The following is a 17,733-nucleotide window of genomic DNA, read 5'->3' as shown; positions in this document are numbered from 1 at the left end:
TGCTGCCTGGCCCTCGGGTCCGGCGCCGCCTGATGCTTGGGCCGGTCGCCATCCAACCTTGTGGCTGCCCCCCCGAGCTGGTGGCCGTCCACCGTCCGGCCTTTGGGCGATCGCCACCCCGTCTTCGGGTTGATCGTCGCTTGATGGGCGGGTCGATCGCCACCTGGTCCTCGGGTCCGACGCCGTCTGACCTTCGGGCCGGTCGCCATCCCACCCTGCGACCCAACGCCCCCGATCTGGCGGCCGTCCACCGTCTGGCCTTCCGGGCGATCCCCCCCGGCCTTCGGGTGGATCGTCGCCTGAAGGGCGGGTCGGTCGCTGCCTGGCTCTCGGGTCGAACGTTGCTTGACGGGCAGGTCGGTCGCCGCCTGACCGGTGGGTCCGACGCCGCCTGATCCTCGGGTCCGACGCCGCCTGACTGTTGGATCGGTCGCCATCCCGCCGTCAGGCCGATTGCCGACCGCACCCCGTTTTCGGCGGCCCGCTCACCGCCCGCTCCTCGGGCCGAACCCCTGGGTCCTGGTGCCGCAAGCCCCTCACCCGGCTCAGCCCTGAATCGCGAGGACGAGCGGCAACACCCCCTCCGCACCGGCGCGGCGCAGCAGACGCGCCGTGACCGCGAGGGTCCAGCCGGTCTCCGTGAAGTCGTCGACCAGTAGCACCGGACCGTTCGCCTCGGCCAGCGCCGCCGCGAGGGCGGGCGGCACCGTGAGCGCGCCGTCGAGCGCCTTGAGCCGCTGCGCGCTGTTGCTGCGCGGCATCCGGGGCGCGTCCTCGTCGTACGCCACGGACCCCAGCAGCGGCAACCGCCCGGTCTCCGCGATCCGCGTGCCCAGCGAGTGGACGAGCCGGGGCCGGCTGCGCGAAGCGACGGTGACCACCCCGACCGGTCTCGGCTGCGCACCCTCGGCGCCGGGCGCCCAGCCGCCGGGCCCCTTGGCCCAGTCGGCCAGCACCTCGATCACGGCGCGGGCCACGTCGTCCGGCACGGGCCCGTCCGGCGCCCGCGGCGCGAACAGCGGCCGGAGCCGATTGCCCCAGCCGATGTCCGAGAGCCGCCCCAGCGCCCGCCCCGGCGCCGCCTGCTCACCGGCCGGGATGCGCCCCTTGAGACCGATCCCGATGGCGCCGAGCCCCGTCGGCCACATCCGCCGGGGCTCCACCTCCACCCCCGCGCGCCCCAGATCGCTGCGCGCCGCGTCCAGCGCCGCCGAGGAGGCGTCGGCCGTGAAGCGCGGGCCCGCGCAGTTGTCGCAGCGCCCGCACGGCTTGGCCCCCTCGTCGTCCAGCTGCCGTTGCAGGAATTCCATCCGGCACTCGGTGGTGCCGGCGTACTCCCGCATCGCCTGCTGCTCGGCCGCCCGCTGCCGCGCCACCCACGCGTACCGCTCGGCGTCGTACGACCACGGCTGCCCGGTCGCGAGCCAGCCGCCCTTGACCCGGCGCACCGCCCCGTCCACGTCGAGGACCTTGAGCATGGTCTCCAGCCGGGAGCGGCGCAGCTCGACCAGGGGCTCCAGCGCGGGCAGCGACAGCGGTCCGTCCGCGTGGGCGAGGACGTCCAGGGTGCGCCGCACCAGCTCCTCGGTAGGGAAGGCCAGCGAGGCGAAGTACTCCCAGATCGCCTCGTCCTCCCGGCCCGGCAGCAGCAGCACCTCCGCGTGCTCCACCCCGCGGCCGGCCCGGCCCACCTGCTGGTAGTAGGCGATGGGGGAGGCGGGCGAGCCGAGATGGACCACGAATCCGAGGTCGGGTTTGTCGAAACCCATGCCGAGCGCGGAGGTGGCGACCAGCGCCTTGACCCGGTTGGCGAGCAGATCCTCCTCCGCCTGCTGCCGGTCCGCGTTCTCCGTCCGGCCCGTGTACGAGGCGACGGTGTGGCCCCGTTGCCGCAGGAACGCGGTGACCTCCTCGGCGGCGGCGACAGTGAGGGTGTAGACGATGCCGGAGCCCGGCAGGTCGTCGAGGTGATCGGCGAGCCAGGCCATCCGGTGCGCCGCGTCCGGCAGCCGCAGCACGCCCAGACTCAGGCTCTCCCGGTCCAGCGGGCCGCGCAGCACCAGCGCGTCGGAGTTGCCGCCGGTGCCCAGCTGCTCGGCGACGTCGGCGGTCACGCGCGCGTTGGCCGTCGCCGTCGTGGCCAGCACGGGGACGCCGGGCGGGAGGTCGGCCAGCATGGTGCGCAGCCGCCGGTAGTCGGGGCGGAAGTCGTGGCCCCAGTCGGAGATGCAGTGCGCCTCGTCCACGACCAGCAGCCCGGTCGCCGCGGACAGCTTGGGCAGGACCTGATCGCGGAAGTCGGGGTTGTTGAGCCGCTCGGGCGAGACCAGCAGGACGTCGACCTCCCCGGCGGCGATCGCGGACTGCACGTCCTCCCACTCCTCGGTGTTCGAGGAGTTGATGGTCCGGGCGTGGATGCCGGCGCGGGCCGCCGCCTCCACCTGGTTGCGCATGAGCGCGAGCAGCGGCGAGACGATCACCGTCGGCCCGCTGCCGTGGGCCCGCAGCAGCGAGGTCGCCACGAAGTACACCGCGGACTTGCCCCATCCCGTGCGCTGCACGACCAGCGCCCGGCGCCGCTCGGCGACCAGCGCCTCGATCGCCCGCCACTGGTCCTCGCGCAGCCGGGCGGCGCCGGTGGCGTCCCCGACGAGCCGGGCGAGGACGGCGTCCGCCCGTGCCCGGAGATCCGCGTTGCTCGTGTGCTCGTGCTCCATGCGTTCCATACAACAGGACGGGACCGACGAACGGGCGGGCCGGCGGCGGATCTGTGGACAACCCGCGACGCCTTGTCGTGTCCCTGATTCGACTTATCCACAGGCCCGAGCGGGATCGACGGATCCGCGGGATCGTCGGCGCATGACGAATCACAGCGACACCACCGCGCAGATCACCCTGCGTTCCGCGGCCGAGCTGGCCGACGCCCTGCCCTATCTGCTGGGCTACCGGCCGGAGGACAGCATGGTCCTGGTCGCCCTGCACGACAGCGGAGGCAAGGGCAGGTTCGGCGGCCGGGCCCGGCTCGGCATCCCCGCGCACGAGGAGGACTGGGAAGAGGCCGCGCGGCAACTGGCCAGGGGCCTGGTGACCGGCAGCGAGCGGCGGGGCGCCAAACCCGAACAGATGGTGGCCTACGTCTGCCAGGAACCCGCGCCCGGAGAGCGCGGCCGGGACGTCAAACGCCGTCTCGCCCGCCTCGTCCATCTGCTGCGCGTCCAGTGCGGCGAGCTCGACGTGCCGGTCATCGAGGCACTGTGCGTCTCCGACGGCCGCTACTGGTCGTACTGCTGCCCCGTCGAGGACTGCTGTCCGCAGGACGGTCGGCCGATGGGGCTGCCCGGCACCTCCGTCCTCGCCGCCGCGGCCACCTACGCCGGCCTCCAAGTCCGCGGAACCCTCAAGGAGTTGCGCGCCCGCCTCCAGCCCTGGGAGGCCGCCGCGGCGCGGGAGCAGGAGGCCGCTCTCGACGCGGCCGGGCTGGCGCTGGTCCCCCGCATCCTCGACGAGGCGGGCCGTGCGGAGGTGGCCGAGGAGACCATCGTCCTCGCCGAGCGCGCCCTCCACCGCCTCGCCGCGGCGAACCCGGTCGCGGGCGCCCTCCCGGCCGACCTGCGCGACGACGGCCTGATCGGACACGACGAGGCGGCACGGCTGATCCTGGGCCTCCAGGACCGCGACACCCGCGACCGCGCCGCCGCGTGGATGGAGGGCGACGAGGCGGCCCCGGCGCTCCGGCTCTGGCGCACCCTCGCCCGCCGCTGCGTCGGGCCGTACGCCGAGCACGCCGCCGCTCCGCTGACCCTGGCAGGCTGGGTCGCCTGGTCCACCGGCGACGAACTGGAGGCCCGAGAGGCCCTGGCCATGGCGATGGCAGCCGATCCGGACTACCTCTTCGCCCGCCTCCTGCACCAGGCGTGCAATGACGGACTGGACGTGGAGTCGATCCGCCGCTGCCTGCGGCCGGGCCGGACCGGGGGAGCGCCGGGCACGGAACCGGCGGCGGAGGGCGCGCCGTCCGCGGAGCCCCTGGCGCCCGCGAATCGGACGGCCGCGAACCCGGCACCTGCCAACCTCATGGTCACGCCTCCGGCACCTGCCAACCCCACGGTCACGCCTCCGGAACCCGCCGATCCCACGGCCGCGAAACCGGCGACCGAGGAACCGACGGACCCTGCACCGACCCCTGAAGCGGTACCGGCCGACGCACCGGACCCGGCAGCGCGTATCCGCCGGCGCCGCCGGTTGCGCTCCGCCCTCGCCGCCACCGGGGACGGCCCCCGCGCCGCCCGTGTGCCCGGTCGGCGACTCCGGCCGACGGGCTCCGGTCCGGCTGCCGGCCGGACCGCGCGACAGGGCACCCGGCATCCGGCAGGCACCCGTCTCCGCGCCGAGGGAACGGAGGAGTCCGCGACCTGAACCGGGTGGGAGACGGCCCGCCCCATAACGCGACGAAGCGGAAGCACCAGCGGTGCCCACCAGGGAAGGACGTGTTTATCGTCAGGCAGACGACTATGATCGCGGCATGCCCTACGACCCGTCAGCCTTTCCGCCCTTCGCCGTCACCGTGGACCTGGTCGTGCTGACCGTTCGCCGTCATTCGCTGTGCGCGCTGGCGGTACGCCGGGGCGAGCCGCCCTTCCAGGGAAGGTGGGCGCTGCCCGGCGGCTTCGTGCGGGCCGACGAGGACCTGAACCAGGCGGCGGCGCGCGAACTGGCCGAGGAGACCGGGCTGCACGCACACGATCCCTCGGCCCCCGCGCAGGGCAACGGAGCACACCTGGAGCAACTCGCCACCTACGGCGACCCCGGCCGGGACCCGCGCATGCGGGTGGTCAGCGTCGCGCACCTCGCGCTCGCCCCCGACCTGCCCGCACCCCGCGCGGGCGGCGACGCCAGCAACGCGCGCTGGGCCCCGGTCGAGGAACTGCTCCAGCAGGGCGGTTACGGCCGGGACGGCGAGCCCGTCGCCCCGCTCGCCTTCGACCACGCCCAGATCCTCGCCGACGGCGTGGAGCGGGCCCGCTCGAAGATCGAATACTCGTCGCTGGCCACCGCGTTCTGCCCGCCCGAGTTCACCGTCGGAGAGCTGCGCCGGGTGTACGAGGCGGTGTGGGGGGTGGCCCTCGACCCGCGCAACTTCCACCGCAAGGTCACCGGGACTCCGGGGTTCCTCGTTCCGACGGGAGGCACGACCACACGCCAGGGCGGCCGCCCGGCCCAACTGTTCCGGGCCGGTGGTGCCACGCTGCTCAACCCGCCGATGCTGCGCCCCGAAGTCTGACCGACGCCGGCCCGGCCGCGGCCGGAAACCGGGCCCTTGTTGCGTCGAATGGGGGACAGGGGCCGACGCGGGAGCGTGGCATTCTTCTTTAAATCGTCCCATACACCAAAAAACCGAACATCGCACGCTATCTTGCTGCGAGTGATCCAAGCCTTCGGACTGACCAGCACCCCCCGCAAGGCGCGGCCGCCCGCCGTCGACAACGTCTCCTTCGAAGCGCGCGCCGGACAGATCACCGTGCTCCTCGGGGCCGCGGGCGCGGGCAAGAGCACGGCGCTGGGGCTGATGCTCGCCCTGCGGCCGGGGCGCGGCGTCACCTACTTCAGGGGCCGGCCCCTGTGCCGGATCCCCCATCCGGCGCGTGAGGTCGGCGTGCTGCTCGGCGACGTACCGGGGCATCCGGCCCGTTCGGTCCGCGGTCATCTGCGCATGCTGTGCGCGGCGTCGGGCGTGCCGGGGCGCCGCGCCGACGAGGTCCTGGAAGCGGTCGGCCTCGTCAGCCTCCGCGAGGAACGCCTCGGCACGCTCGCGCGTGGCATGGACCGCAGGCTCGGCCTGGCGTGCGCTCTGCTGACCGACCCGCACACGCTCGTCCTGGACGATCCCGCGGCAGGTCTCTCACCCGCCGAGGCGCAGTGGCTGCACGGCATGCTGCGTGCCCACGCCGACCAGGGCGGCACCGTGCTGACGACAACCGGCGACCCGAGGGAGGCCGCGCACATCGCCGACCGGGTGATCACGCTCGACGCCGGCAGGCTCGTCGCCGACCAGGAGGCCGGGGAGTTCGCCCGCACCCGGCTGCGCCCGCGCGTGGCCGTGCGCAGCCCGTACGCGGGGCGCCTCGCGGCCGCGATCGCCAAGGAGGCCCGCACCGGCCGCCGTTCCGTCGAGGTGGTCCGCGAGGACGGCAACCGCCTCTCCGTGTACGGCACCACGACCGCGGTCGTCGGCGAGACGGCCTTCCGGCACGGCATCCTCGTCCACCAACTCGCCGACGAGGTAGGCGACATGGGGCCCGGCTCCGGCACCGCCGGTGCACTGTCCGAGTGCGCGCCGACCGCGGGCGGCCCGGCGACCGGTCATACGCCACCGGAGCGCGGGAGAACCGTGTTCGGCTTCTCCGTCCCGGACCCGCCCGCCGCGGCGTACACGGATTCCACCGCCTCGTCCGCCGTCCCGCGGAATCCGTCCCAGCTCAACTCCTCCGCGCCCCCTGCCCTTTCGGCCACCCCGGCCTCGCCGGCCGAACCCGCCGAGGCCCCGCCGCGGGCGGGAGCGCGCGTGCCCGTGGACGCCGGGACCACTCCCCGCCGTCCCGCACGGCCGGAATCCACCGACACACGCACCGCCCTCACCCCCACCGCCCTCACCCGCACCGCCGCCACCCTCATCACCCTCACCCGCATCGCCCCCGCCCGTATCTCCGCCCTCCGCACCCTCCTGCCCCGCGCCGGAACTCCCGCCGCCCGTCGGCCCTGGCGGACGGACCCCGAGCCTCGTACCGGCGGCGACGAGAGCGTCCGGGCCTTCGACCCGCGCTCCCCCCTCCCGCCCCCCGTCTCCATCCGTCCCGCCCCCACCCCCCTGCGCCCCCTGCGCTATGAGCTGCGGCGGGCCATGGGCGTCGGCACCGGATGGCTGACCTGCGGCGCGGCGCTCGTGCTGTCCGTGCTCACGGCCGTGGCGCTGGCCGGAATCGGCCACACCCCGCAGGCGCGGCTGTTCGCGGCCTGGCCGCGGGAACTGCCGCTGCCACCCGCCGCGCTCGCCGCCGGGCTGCTCGGAGCGCTGTCCTTCGGGGACGAGTTCCGCCACCCCGCCCTCGCGGCCGACCGCGGCACCGTGCCCCGCCGGCTCGGGCTGCTGGCCGCGAAACTCCTCGTCTCCGGTGCCACCGCGGCACTGCTCGCCTTCCTCGTCGCGGGCTGCGACGCCGAAGCGCTCTACCTCGTCTACGGCAGGGAGATGACCCAGGTCCCCGACGACTGGCTCCCGCTGGCCGCGAGTTGGCTCGCACTCGTCACCGGGTGCGCCTGGGCCGGCGTGCTCGCCGCCGGTCTCTTCCGGTCCACCTCGGGCGGGCTCGCCGCCGTCCTCGCCGTACCCGTGGCCCTCGTACCCCTGCTGCGCACGGCGTTCCGGGGGCCGGCCGAGCACGCGGTGGCCGATCTCCCGGCGCGGACGCGGGAGGTTTTCCTGCTGCCGTGGCCGCTCGCAGGGGACCGCTACCTGCTCGCGGTGGCGCGGCTGCTCCTCCAACCCGTAGGCGGGGCAATGGCGTTGTCCCTGGCGGTACTGCTGTGCGCTTATCTGTTCACGACCTTGCGCGCCAGGGCCTGAGACCACGCCTCTTACGGTTCTGATGCCGCTTGTGCCCACAACTCCCCGCGGGCGGCTCGTTTCTTTCCGATAAGGCGTCAATTGCGACGGTGTGAGCGATCACCCTTTCGTGTGCTTTTCACCAAAGACCTCAAGGGAGTTGGAGACGACGCCGACAAAGGATCCGTGAGTACCCTTGCGCACACCATGATGACCGCCGCCCGTTCCACCGACTCCGGTCTGGTCGGTCCGGGCGAACTCGACCGCTACTCCTACGGCGAAGCCCCGGTGGGCGACCGCGTCGGAGCGCCCGCCTGGGACGGAGGCGAATCCGAGCTGGGCCGGGTCGGCCGGCGGCCGGCGGGCAGCCGCGGCCGCGGGCTGCACGGCCAACTCGTCCAGCAGCTGGGTCAGATGATCGTCTCCGGCGACCTGGGCGCGGACCGCCCGCTGGTGCCCGAGGAGATCGGCCAGCGCTTCGAGGTCTCCCGCACCGTCGTCCGCGAATCCCTCCGCGTCCTGGAGGCCAAGGGCCTGGTCAGCGCCCGGCCGAACGTCGGCACACGCGTGCGTCCGGTCAGCGACTGGAACCTCCTCGACCCGGACATCATCGAGTGGCGGGCCTTCGGCCCCCAGCGCGACGACCAGCGTCGCGAGCTCAGCGAGCTGCGCTGGACCATCGAGCCGCTCGCCGCCCGTCTCGCCGCCGGACACGGCCGCGAGGAGGTGCAGCAGCGCCTGTCCGACATGGTCGAGATCATGAGCCACGCCATGGCACAGGGCGACGCGCTCACCTACTCGCGCGCCGACACCGAGTTCCACGCGCTGCTCATCCAGATCGCGGGCAACCGCATGCTGGAGCACCTCTCCGGCATCGTCGGCGCCGCCCTCCAGGTCTCCGGCGGCCCGGTCACGGCCTGCGACCGGCCGAACGACGCGTCCCTCGCCCAGCACGCGCGCATCGTCGACGCCATCGGCACCGGCGACGGCGGCGCCGCGGAGGCCGCCATGCGTCAGCTGCTCACCGCCCACCCCGAGGTGGAACGGGTGGTTCCCGCCCCGCGCGAGCACTGACCCGCCCCGCGGGCGGCGCGGTCCGCCGGTGTGCGGCGCCCTCGTGGTCCCCGTGGCGGTCCGGTCCGGGCGCCGGCCGTCGTACCCGCCACCGCCGGACCCCGCCGGACCCTCAGGAGTCCGGCGGGGTCCGGTGGTGCGCCGGGTGATGGCTTTTGGCCGCATCTGACCGTCTTTGTTCGCTTACGGGGTGTGACTCGGGCCACGCAGAATGGGCGTAACACTCATGGGAACAGCGCGATGACCTAAGAGGTGACAGCCGCGAAGGGAATACGGACGCCAGACATGGCGCTGTGCATCTTCCCGGCCCGCGCCCGCGCCGTCGGCCCATCCCCAGGCCGGTGGTCGGTTCCCGTCCGCAGTGGACGGTGCCGGAAGCCGTTTTCCAACGTTCCGAGAGGTTGTTCGTGTCGGCCAGCACATCCCGTACGCTCCCGCCGGAGATCGCCGAGTCCGTCTCTGTCATGGCGCTCATTGAGCGGGGAAAGGCTGAGGGGCAGATCGCCGGCGACGATGTGCGTCGGGCCTTCGAAGCTGACCAGATTCCGGCCACTCAGTGGAAGAACGTACTGCGCAGCCTCAACCAGATTCTTGAGGAAGAGGGTGTGACGCTGATGGTCAGTGCAGCAGAGCCCAAGCGCACCCGAAAGAGCGTCGCAGCGAAAAGCCCGGCCAAGCGCACCGCCACCAAGACGGTCGCGGCGAAGACGGTGACCACCAGGAAGGCCACCGCCACCACGGCCGCCCCCGAGGCGTCCGCCACCCCGGCCGATCCCGCCGAAGAGGCCTCGCCCGCCAAGAAGGCCGCGGCCAAGAAGGCGACCGCCAAGAAGACGGTTGCCAAGAAGACCACCGCCAAGAAGACGGCGGCCAAGAAGACCACGGGCAAGAAGGACGACGCCGAGATCCTCGAGGACGAGGTCCTCGAGGACACCAAGGTCGGCGACGAGCCCGAGGGCACCGAGAGCGCGGGCTTCGTCCTGTCCGACGAGGACGAGGACGACGCGCCCGCCCAGCAGGTCGCCGCGGCCGGCGCCACCGCCGACCCGGTCAAGGACTACCTGAAGCAGATCGGCAAGGTCCCCCTGCTCAACGCCGAGCAGGAGGTCGAGCTCGCCAAGCGCATCGAGGCAGGCCTGTTCGCCGAGGACAAGCTCGCGAACGCCGACAAGCTCGCCCCGAAGCTCAAGCGCGAGCTGGAGATCATCGCCGAGGACGGCCGCCGCGCCAAGAACCACCTGCTGGAGGCCAACCTCCGTCTGGTGGTCTCCCTGGCCAAGCGCTACACCGGCCGCGGCATGCTCTTCCTGGACCTCATCCAGGAGGGCAACCTCGGTCTGATCCGCGCCGTCGAGAAGTTCGACTACACCAAGGGCTACAAGTTCTCCACGTACGCCACCTGGTGGATCCGTCAGGCGATCACCCGCGCCATGGCCGACCAGGCCCGCACCATCCGTATCCCGGTGCACATGGTCGAGGTCATCAACAAGCTCGCCCGCGTGCAGCGCCAGATGCTCCAGGACCTGGGCCGCGAGCCCACCCCGGAGGAGCTGGCCAAGGAACTCGACATGACCCCGGAGAAGGTCATCGAGGTCCAGAAGTACGGCCGCGAGCCCATCTCCCTGCACACCCCCCTGGGTGAGGACGGCGACAGCGAGTTCGGTGACCTCATCGAGGACTCCGAGGCCGTCGTCCCCGCGGACGCCGTCAGCTTCACCCTGCTCCAGGAGCAGCTGCACTCGGTCCTGGACACCCTCTCCGAGCGCGAGGCCGGCGTCGTCTCCATGCGCTTCGGCCTCACCGACGGCCAGCCGAAGACCCTGGACGAGATCGGCAAGGTCTACGGCGTGACGCGTGAGCGCATCCGCCAGATCGAGTCCAAGACCATGTCGAAGCTGCGCCACCCGTCCCGCTCCCAGGTGTTGCGCGACTACCTCGACTAGTCCGCCGCTCCGGCCACTCGCGGGCCGGTCGTACGATGCCGAAGGCCCGGTTCCCCTCGCGGGGGCCGGGCCTTCGTGCTGCGCGCGGAGACCATGTGGATCACTCTGGGTCTTCCAGTTCCCACCCTGAGTGAGGAGTCGACATGCGTCGTTCCCTTGGCCGCGCACTGATCAGGTCGCTCGTCCTCGCGGCCACCGTGACCGCCATACCCCTGGTGAGCGCGTTCCCGGCGTCGCCCACGGCGGTCCGGAGCGTGGTCGTGGGGGGTTTCCCCATCGATGTCTCGCGGGCCCCGTGGACGGTGGCACTGTCCAGCCGTGACCGGTTCGGAGGCACCCGTGCGGGCCAGTTCTGCGGCGGCGTGGCGATCGCCCGCACCACGGTGCTCACGGCCGCCCACTGCATGAACGCGGACGTGCTCGGGGCACCCCCCGACCGCGTGCACGACCTCAAGGTCATCGCGGGCCGCACCGACCTGCTGTCCGACGACGGCCAGGAGGTCGCCGTGCGGGCGGTCCGGATCAACCCCGGCTTCGACAGCGCGACGAACTCCGGCGACTTCGCCCTCGTCACGCTCGCCGAGCCGCTGCCGCAGAGCGCGGTCATCGGCATGGCGGGGCCTGGCGACCCGGCCTATACGCCGGGCACCAAGGCCCTGGTCTCCGGCTGGGGCGACCTGACGGGCGGTGGCGCCTACGCGCACCGGCTGCACGCCGCCGATGTGCATGTGCTCGCCGACGACCGCTGCGCCCGTGCCTATCCCGGCGGCCCGGACGGCGTCTACCGGGCCGAAAGCATGCTCTGCGCCGGAGAGGCCACCGGTGGTCCGGACGCCTGCCAGGGGGACAGCGGCGGCCCGCTGGTGGCCGGCGAGCGGCTGATCGGGCTCGTGTCCTGGGGCAGCGGCTGCGGACGGGCCGGGAGTCCCGGCGTCTACACGCGCGTCTCCGAGGTCGTACGCGCCCTTGGGGTGGGCGGCGACGGCGGAGACGGGAAAGAACTCACGAAGGCCCGTGAAGGGGCCCACAGGGGGGTCTGAGGGGCCTTCGCGGGCGTGATGAGGATATGAGCACGGGCGGCCGCTCCTTCACGGAGCGGCCGCCCGTTCATCGGCCTGCGCCGGTGCTGCTCGTCGTACGTGCGAGATTCAGCGTTCCTCTTCGGGGGTGGTGCTGCTCGGGGCAGCCGTCAGCCGCTCCGTCTCGTCCTGTATCTCAGCGGCGATCTTCTTGAGTTCCGGCTCGAACTTGCGCCCGTGGTGGGCGCAGAAGAGCAGCTCTCCGCCGCTGAGCAAGACGACGCGCAGGTATGCCTGGGCGCCGCAGCGGTCGCAGCGATCAGCGGCCGTCAGCGGGCTCGCGGGGGTCAGAACAGTAGTCACGTCGCCTCTTCTCTAGCTCGACGAGCTGTCGTACCAGGGTCAACATCCAACCAGCCCGAAAACGTTCCCGCTCGTGGCTTTTCCTCGAAAAAATCTTTCCGGGGGCGGCTGTCTGCTGCCGGTTGGCGGCGAATGTGCCGTAGTGCGTGTTGGGGTGCTTACGGGTTCGCGCTGTCTAGTATCTCGGTCCTCCCGGCTGGGTTGCCGGTTGTTCATGAGGACGTGCCCGGAGCCTAAATGGTTCATGCCTCCAAGGGAACGTGATATGCGCTTCACCCCATCGAGGGATCGAACGTGCATGCGAGTCTGGACTAGTCTGAGGAACCGACGAGGGTGGCGTTACACCGGCTCTACCAGGCCTCGGTACCCTCTGACGGGCAACCGAAGCCTCCCCCTTACCCAGAAGGGGGCAATCTGAAATTCAGCGAGGAGCGAACCGCGTGACCGCCGATACGTCCGTGCCGTCCACAGCGCTGCTGGCAGGAGCAGACCGCGACGGTTCCAACTACACCGCGCGGCACCTGCTCGTCCTCGAGGGCCTCGAGGCCGTGCGCAAGCGTCCGGGCATGTACATCGGCTCGACCGACAGCCGCGGTCTGATGCACTGCCTGTGGGAGATCATCGACAACTCGGTGGACGAAGCCCTCGGCGGCTACTGCGACCACATCGAGGTGATCCTCCACGACGACGCGTCCGTGGAAGTCCGCGACAACGGCCGCGGCATCCCGGTGGACGTGGAGCCCAAGACCGGCCTGTCCGGCGTCGAGGTCGTCATGACCAAGCTCCACGCGGGCGGCAAGTTCGGCGGCGGTTCGTACGCCGCCTCCGGTGGTCTGCACGGCGTCGGCGCCTCCGTGGTCAACGCCCTCTCCGCCCGCCTCGACGTCGAGGTGGACCGCGACGGCAACACCCACGCCATCAGCTTCAGGCGCGGCGTGCCGGGCGCCTTCTCGGGCGCCGGCGCGGACGCGAAGTTCGAGGCCAAGAGCGGTCTGCGCAAGGCCAAGAAGATCCCCAAGACCCGCACCGGCACCCGCGTGCGCTACTGGGCCGACCGGCAGATCTTCCTCAAGGACGCCAAGCTCTCCCTGGACACGCTGCACCAGCGCGCCCGGCAGACCGCCTTCCTGGTGCCCGGTCTGACCATCGTCGTCCGCGACGAATACGGTCTGGGCGAGGGCGGCAGCAAGGGCGAGGAGTCCTTCCGCTTCGACGGCGGCATCAGCGAGTTCTGCGAGTACCTGGCGGGCGACAAGCCGGTGTGCGACGTGCTCCGCTTCTCCGGCAAGGGCACCTTCAAGGAGACCGTCCCCGTCCTGGACGAGCACGGCCAGATGACCCCGACCGAGGTCGCCCGCGAACTGGGCGTCGACATCGCGCTGCGCTGGGGCACGGGCTACGACACGACCCTCAGGTCGTTCGTCAACATCATCGCCACGCCCAAGGGCGGCACCCACGTCTCCGGTTTCGAGCAGGCCCTCACCCAGACGATGAACGACGTGCTGCGCGCCAAGAAGATGCTGCGCGTGGCCGAGGACAACATCGTCAAGGACGACGCCCTGGAGGGCCTCACCGCCGTCGTCACGGTGCGCCTGGCCGAGCCGCAGTTCGAGGGCCAGACCAAGGAGGTCCTCGGTACCTCGGCGGCCCGCCGCATCGTGAACCAGGTGGTCACCAGGGAACTGAAGGCATTCCTGACCGCCACCAAGCGGGACGCCGCCGCCCAGGCCCGCGTCGTCATGGAGAAGGTGGTCGCCGCCGCCCGGACGCGTGTCGCGGCCCGCCAGCACAAGGACGCCCAGCGGAGGAAGACCGCCCTGGAGTCCTCCTCCCTGCCGGCCAAGCTCGCCGACTGCCGCAGCGACGACGTCGACCGCAGCGAGCTGTTCATCGTCGAGGGCGACTCCGCGCTCGGCACCGCCAAGCTCGCGCGTAACTCCGAGTTCCAGGCGCTGCTGCCGATCCGCGGCAAGATTCTCAACGTGCAGCGCTCCTCCGTGACGGACATGCTCAAGAACGCCGAGTGCGGTGCGATCATCCAGGTCATAGGAGCGGGCTCGGGCCGCACCTTCGACATCGACCAGGCCCGCTACGGCAAGATCATCATGATGACCGACGCCGATGTGGACGGCTCCCACATCCGGTGCCTGCTGCTCACGCTGTTCCAGCGCTACATGCGGCCCATGGTCGAGGCCGGCCGTGTCTTCGCCGCGGTGCCGCCGCTGCACCGCATCGAGATCGTCCAGCCGAAGAAGGGCCAGGACAAGTACGTCTACACGTACTCGGACCGCGAGCTGCGGGACAAGCTCATGGAGTTCCAGACCAAGGGCATCCGCTACAAGGACTCCATCCAGCGCTACAAGGGCCTCGGCGAGATGGACGCCGACCAGCTGGCCGAGACCACCATGGACCCCCGCCACCGCACCCTGCGCCGCATCAACCTCTCCGACCTCGAAGCCGCCGAACAGGTCTTCGACCTCCTGATGGGCAACGACGTGGCTCCCCGCAAGGAGTTCATCTCCAGCTCGGCAGCGACGCTGGACCGGTCGCGTATCGACGCGTGACGGCTGCGGCGGGCTGGGGCGGGGGGGTCTGGTTCGCGGCAGGTGACCTCACTGGGGCGGACCGCGGCGGAGGGTCTGCTCGCGGTGGGTGATCTCGCTGGGGCGGGAGTGCTCTGACCGGGCGTGGGTTCGGCTGAGGACCGCCGTGCGGGTGTGTGGCGGGGCGGTCCTGGCGGGGACCCAGAGGATGCCATGGCGGTCCGGGGAGCGGGGTGCCTCGACGTCGCCGCCCTGCGGCGGTCAGGGCGTCCCTCAATGCCACTGTCCCTGTGAGGAGCACCCCGTGGGTCGGGATGGCGTGCCCCGTCTCGGAACGGGTGAGGGCGCGCTGACGAGGTGGCGCGCATCGAGTGGGGACGCGCTGGTGAGGGGCTCACACGGGGCTGCGCTCGGGCGGCCGTGGGCCGGCGAGACCTGATGCGACCCCGCTGCGGTGAGCCTTCGGACGTCTCGCGCGGCCCGTCGCAGAGGCAGGCCCAGACGCCGGTTCGCCCCTCTCATCAACACCACCGCTGCCCCTCCGAGGCTCGCCGCCGCCGACCAACCCCAAACCCGCACCCACCCTCACGCGCCACCCCACCGACCCCCGGCTCCCTCTCCACCCCTGGGTGGAGGCGCCCCATCGAAGATCTCCACCTGTGATCCACCCCGGCTCCGATCTCCCGACCTGCGAATTTCCGTAACTTCGAAGCGTCGGGCAGCGCCGCTCCCGGCACCCGACTTCTCACTCACGGAGGATCTGATGGTGGGGCTCACCAACGCGCTGGTGGTCGTGGCCGTCGTCGCGCTCGTACTGGCACGGCAGTTCCGCGCACGCCCGGTCAACACGGACCGCCGCTGGTGGCTGCTGCCGCTGATCCTCGGCGTCATGGCGTTGCGCGGGCCCGGCATCCTCGATGCCCAGCACCGCGTCGAGTCCGCCGGGCTGCTCGCCGTGGAACTCCTCATCGGCCTCGCCATGGGCGCGGGCTGGGCCTGGACCACTCGCGTCTGGACGGAGCCGGACGGCGCCGTGTGGAGCAAGGGCACCAAGGCGAGCGCCGCCGTCTGGATCGCCGGCATCGCCCTGCGTATCGGCATCTACGCCATCGGCGCCGCCCTCGGCCTGCAGCAGCACAGCTCCGCCCTGCTTCTCGGCTTCGCCGCCTCCCTGCTGGTCCGCGGCGGGATCCTGACCTGGCGGGCGAGCACCCTCGGCAGCCGTACGCCCCTGACCACCCAGCCTCTCGGCACCACGAGCCGCCCCACCGCGGCGTACGGTGACGGCAGGCTCGCGGGAAGGGAGCGCGTGTGACCGAGAACGCCTGGACGCGGTGGCCTTCGAAAGAAGCACTCGGCCGCGCCGGAAGCACCCGCCCCCGCCGCCTGCTCGCCTGGGCGGTCAGGGCTCTGGTGATCGGCCTGCTGCTGTGGGGCGCGTACAACCAGAAGCATGTAGGCGCCTGGACCGCGGTGGGCGCCCTCGTCGGCGTCGTCGCCGCCGGATTCCTCGCCTGGGCCTTCTTCCGCACCACCTACCGGCACCGACTGATTCCCTCGCTCCTCCTGCTGGCCTCGCTCATGGGCATCGCGGTCGCAGCCGAGGCCACCGGATTCAGGGCACTGGCCCTCGTCCTGTGGTGCGGCTGCGGAATCACCGCCCTGGAGCGCCTCCCGCTCGCGGCCGCGACCCCGGTCACCTCGGCGGGCCTCGCCGCGTACTCCGCGTTCAACAACGACGTCTGGCTGACCACCGCGGCCTCGGTAGTGGGCATGGCCCTCGCCGGCTACGTCCTGCGGCTGGACGCCGAAGCGCGCGGCAACGCACAGCGGCTGCTCGACCAGGAGCGGGCCGCGAGAGTCGCCGAGGCCGAGTCCGCGGCATTCGCCGAGCGGGCCAGGATCGCCCGTGAGATCCACGACGTGCTGGCCCACAGCCTCTCCGCACAGCTTGTCCACCTGGAGGCGGCCCGACTGCTGATCGAGCAGGGCGCCGACCGCGAGCGGATCCTGGAGCGGGTGGTGGCCGCCCGCGGCATGGCCCGTGACGGTCTCGCCGAGACCAGACAGGCGCTGTCCGCGCTGCGGGGCGAACTGACGCCCCTGGAGGACTTCCTTGGCGAACTCGTCAGCGGCGCCGAGGGCGCGGCGGTCACCGTCACGGGTGAGCCCAGGCCCCTGCCGGCCGAGGCTTCCCAGGCCGTGCGCCGGGTCGCCCAGGAGGCGCTGACGAACGTCCGCAAACACGCCCAGGGCGCCAGGGTGGACCTGCGTCTCGACTACAGCGACCACCAAGTGACGCTGAACGTACGCGACTCGGGCGGACGGCCCGGCGATCTGACCTCCTCCGGCGGCGGGTACGGTCTGCTCGGTATGCGCGAGCGCGCCGAACTGCTCGGCGGCTCGCTGGACGCGGGGCCGGACGAGGAGGGGTTCGTGGTTACGCTGAAGGTGCCTGTATGACCGAGCCCGAGGAGGAGCAGAAGCCGGCACGGGTGGTGGTCGCCGACGATCAGACCGTCGTGCGGGAAGGCATCGTGATGCTGCTCGGTCTGCTGCCGGGCATCGAGGTCGTCGGTGCCGCGGGGGACGGTGAGGAGGCGGTGCGGCTGGTCGGGGAACTCGCTCCGGACGTCGTCCTGATGGACCTCCGGATGCCCCGCTGCGACGGCGTGGAGGCCACCCGGCGGATCCGGGAGCAGTACCCCGGCACCCAGGTGGTGGTGCTCACCACGTACGCCGACGACGATTCGCTGTTCCCCGCGCTGCGGGCCGGTGCGCGGGGATACCTGACCAAGGACGCGGGTGGCGACGAGATCGTCCGGGCCGTGGAGAGCGTGCTGTCGGGGGAGGCGGGGCTGTCTCCGAGCGTGCAGCGCCGTCTGCTGGAGCGGCTGTCGCAGCCCGAGCCCCAGCCGGCCGCGGTCGTGCCTGCGGCCGTGGTCCCGCCGGACGGGCTGACCGTGCGCGAGACCGAGGTCCTGGTGCTGATCGCCGAGGGTCTGAGCAACCAGGACATCGCCCGCAGGCTGCATGTCTCGACCGCGACCGTGAAGACGCATATCAACAACCTCTTCGCGAAGACGGGACTCAAGGACCGGGCCCAGGCGGTGCGTTACGCCTACGCCAAGGGGCTGGTGCGACCGCCCGCGGGGTGAGGTCACCTGATGGGGTGAAGGTCCCGGAGAAGA

General features: G+C 72.1%; 12 protein-coding genes. 10 read left to right on the top strand and 2 right to left on the bottom strand.

Annotated features, from left to right (window positions below; translation table 11 throughout):
* Positions 1–545: 545 nt before the first annotated feature.
* Entirely contained in the window at positions 546–2,726 is a 2,181-nt protein-coding gene (locus ACZ7EC_RS21390; RefSeq protein WP_471064695.1) for a RecQ family ATP-dependent DNA helicase, read from the bottom strand.
* 133 nt (positions 2,727–2,859) lie between these two features.
* Here ACZ7EC_RS21390 and ACZ7EC_RS21385 point away from each other — a divergent pair, with 133 nt between their 5' ends.
* The 6 genes from ACZ7EC_RS21385 (at position 2,860) to ACZ7EC_RS21360 (ending at position 11,657) form a co-directional block, all read left to right on the top strand.
* On the top strand, positions 2,860–4,416 hold the full coding sequence (locus ACZ7EC_RS21385; RefSeq protein ID WP_471064693.1) for a DUF4192 domain-containing protein: 1,557 nt from the start codon (positions 2,860–2,862) through the stop codon (positions 4,414–4,416).
* Positions 4,417–4,522: 106 nt separating this feature from the next.
* On the top strand, positions 4,523–5,281 hold the full coding sequence (locus ACZ7EC_RS21380; RefSeq protein ID WP_471064691.1) for an NUDIX hydrolase: 759 nt from the start codon (positions 4,523–4,525) through the stop codon (positions 5,279–5,281).
* A 141-nt stretch (positions 5,282–5,422) separates the two neighbouring features.
* The gene (locus ACZ7EC_RS21375; protein ID WP_471064689.1) at positions 5,423–7,621 is read left to right on the top strand and encodes an ABC transporter ATP-binding protein; all 2,199 of its coding nucleotides are present in this window, start codon (positions 5,423–5,425) and stop codon (positions 7,619–7,621) included.
* 165 nt (positions 7,622–7,786) lie between these two features.
* Positions 7,787–8,674 carry a FadR/GntR family transcriptional regulator gene (locus tag ACZ7EC_RS21370; protein ID WP_471064687.1) on the top strand — a complete coding sequence of 296 codons (888 nt, stop codon included), beginning with the start codon at positions 7,787–7,789 and terminating at the stop codon, positions 8,672–8,674.
* A 407-nt stretch (positions 8,675–9,081) separates the two neighbouring features.
* Entirely contained in the window at positions 9,082–10,617 is a 1,536-nt protein-coding gene (locus ACZ7EC_RS21365; RefSeq protein ID WP_471064685.1) for an RNA polymerase sigma factor, read from the top strand.
* 143 nt (positions 10,618–10,760) lie between these two features.
* Positions 10,761–11,657 (top strand): serine protease, encoded by an 897-nt coding sequence (locus tag ACZ7EC_RS21360; RefSeq protein WP_471064683.1) that lies wholly within the window; start codon positions 10,761–10,763, stop codon positions 11,655–11,657.
* Positions 11,658–11,765: 108 nt separating this feature from the next.
* Here the strand turns inward: ACZ7EC_RS21360 and ACZ7EC_RS21355 are convergent, their stop codons facing one another.
* Positions 11,766–11,999: a DUF7455 domain-containing protein gene (locus ACZ7EC_RS21355; RefSeq protein ID WP_471064681.1), complete on the bottom strand. Its 234-nt coding sequence runs from the start codon at positions 11,997–11,999 to the stop codon at positions 11,766–11,768.
* Positions 12,000–12,439: 440 nt separating this feature from the next.
* Here ACZ7EC_RS21355 and ACZ7EC_RS21350 point away from each other — a divergent pair, with 440 nt between their 5' ends.
* The 4 genes from ACZ7EC_RS21350 (at position 12,440) to ACZ7EC_RS21335 (ending at position 17,700) form a co-directional block, all read left to right on the top strand.
* On the top strand, positions 12,440–14,563 hold the full coding sequence (locus tag ACZ7EC_RS21350) for a DNA gyrase/topoisomerase IV subunit B (RefSeq protein WP_471064680.1): 2,124 nt from the start codon (positions 12,440–12,442) through the stop codon (positions 14,561–14,563).
* A gap of 742 nt (positions 14,564–15,305) precedes the next feature.
* On the top strand, positions 15,306–15,857 hold the full coding sequence (locus tag ACZ7EC_RS21345) for a DUF1453 domain-containing protein (protein WP_471064678.1): 552 nt from the start codon (positions 15,306–15,308) through the stop codon (positions 15,855–15,857).
* Positions 15,854–17,005 (top strand): sensor histidine kinase, encoded by a 1,152-nt coding sequence (locus ACZ7EC_RS21340; protein ID WP_471064676.1) that lies wholly within the window; start codon positions 15,854–15,856, stop codon positions 17,003–17,005. The genes ACZ7EC_RS21345 and ACZ7EC_RS21340 overlap by 4 nt, the downstream gene beginning before the upstream one ends.
* A complete protein-coding gene (locus tag ACZ7EC_RS21335; RefSeq protein ID WP_471064674.1) occupies positions 17,002–17,700 on the top strand; it encodes a response regulator transcription factor in 699 nt (232 codons plus the stop codon). Before ACZ7EC_RS21340 ends, ACZ7EC_RS21335 begins: the two co-directional genes overlap by 4 nt.
* Positions 17,701–17,733: the final 33 nt, after the last annotated feature.

This window comes from Streptomyces sp. NPDC037203 (assembly GCF_055605065.1).
This window is presented reverse-complemented; position numbering and strand designations above follow the sequence as displayed.